At 68.8% G+C, this 1,821-nt stretch carries 2 protein-coding genes; both read right to left on the bottom strand.

The features are described 5' to 3' along the window. A complete protein-coding gene (locus tag AC07EJ_RS46040; protein WP_389484715.1) occupies nt 1-963 on the bottom strand; it encodes an electron transfer flavoprotein subunit alpha/FixB family protein in 963 nt (320 codons plus the stop codon). Between the two features lie 58 nt (nt 964-1,021). Further along, nucleotides 1,022-1,807: an electron transfer flavoprotein subunit beta/FixA family protein gene (locus AC07EJ_RS46035; RefSeq protein ID WP_389484713.1), complete on the bottom strand. Its 786-nt coding sequence runs from the start codon at nt 1,805-1,807 to the stop codon at nt 1,022-1,024. Between the last annotated feature and the right edge of the window lie 14 nt (nt 1,808-1,821).

Genomic DNA, 1,821 nt, shown 5'->3' with positions numbered 1-1,821 from the left:
TCAGCCCTTGCGGGTGTTGACTTCCTCGGTGAGCTGGGGGACGACGTCGAAGAGGTCGCCGACGACGCCGTAGTCGACGAGGTCGAAGATGGGGGCTTCGGCGTCCTTGTTGACCGCGACGATGGTCTTGGAGGTCTGCATGCCGGCCCGGTGCTGGATCGCGCCGGAAATACCGTTGGCGATGTAGAGCTGCGGGGAGACACTCTTGCCGGTCTGGCCGACCTGGTTGGAGTGCGGGTACCAGCCCGCGTCGACCGCGGCGCGGGAGGCGCCGACGGCCGCGCCGAGGGAGTCGGCGAGCGCTTCGATGATCGCGAAGTTCTCGGCGCCGTTGACGCCACGGCCGCCGGAGACCACGATCGCGGCCTCGGTCAGGTCCGGGCGGCCGGTCGACTCACGCGGTGTGCGGGCGGTGACCTTCGTGCCCTTGGCCTGCTCGGAGAACGTCACGGTGAGGGCCTGGACCGTGCCGGCCGCGGGGGCCGCCTCGACCGGGGCACTGTTGGGCTTGACGGTGATGACCGGGGTGCCCTTGGCCACGCGGGTGGTGGTGGTGAAGGACGCGGCGAACGCCGACTGCGTCGCAACGGGGCCCTGCTCGGAAGCGGTCAGGTCGGTGGCGTCGGTGATGACACCGGAGCCGATCCGCACCGCGAGGCGGGCGGCGATCTCCTTGCCCTCCGCGGAGGAGGGGACCAGCACCGCGGCCGGGGACACCGCGTTGTAGGCGGCCTGCAGCGCATCCACCTTCGGCACGACGAGGTAGTCGGCGTACTCGGACGCCTCGTCCGTGAGGACCTTCACCGCGCCGTGCTCGGCGAGAGCGGTGGCGGTGGCGGCGGCGCCGGCACCGACCGCGAGAGCGACGGGCTCACCCAGACGGCGGGCCAGGGTCAGCAGTTCAAGGGTGGGCTTGCGGACGGCACCGTCCACGTGATCGACATAGACCAGAACTTCAGCCATGGGACTTCAATCTCCTGCAGATACGAAGAAGTTGGGGACTTCGAGGGGTGAGCGAACCTCAGATGAACTTCTGGCCCGCGAGGAACTCGGCGAGCTGCTTGCCACCCTCACCCTCGTCCTTGACGATCGTGCCCGCGCTGCGCGCCGGACGCTGAGCCGCCGCGTCGACCTTCGTCCAGGCACCCTCCAGGCCCACTTCCCCGGCCTCGATGTCCAGGTCGGACAGGTCCCAGGAGGTGACCGGCTTCTTCTTCGCCGCCATGATCCCCTTGAACGAGGGGTAACGCGCCTCACCCGACTGGTCGGTCACCGACACCACCGCCGGCAAGGAGGCCTGAACCTGCTCCGATGCCGTGTCACCGTCACGGCGGCCCGTCACCACACCACCCTGGACCGACACCTCGGACAGCAGCGTCACCTGCGGCACACCCAGCCGCTCCGCGAGCAGCGCCGGCACCACACCCGCCGTGCCGTCCGTCGACGCCATACCCGAGACCACCAGGTCGAAGCCGGCCTTCTCGATCGCCTTCGCCAGCACCAGCGACGTGCCGATGATGTCCGTGCCGTGCAGGTCATCGTCCTCGACGTGGATCGCCTTGTCCGCACCCATCGACAACGCCTTGCGCAGCGCGTCCTTCGCGTCCTCCGGACCCACCGTCAACACGGTGATCTCCGCATCGTCCGCCCCGTCCGCGATCTGCAACGCCTGCTCGACCGCGTACTCGTCCAGCTCCGACAACAGCCCGTCCACATCATCACGGTCCACCGTCAGATCCTCAGCGAAATGCCGGTCCCCCGTCGCATCCGGCACATACTTCACGGTGACAACGATCCTCAAGCTCACGCCGGCTCTCCTAC

It is taken from the genome of Streptomyces sp. NPDC045026 (genome assembly GCF_056432625.1).
Note: the sequence above shows the minus strand (reverse complement) of the source record. Positions and strands in the feature narration are given on the sequence as shown.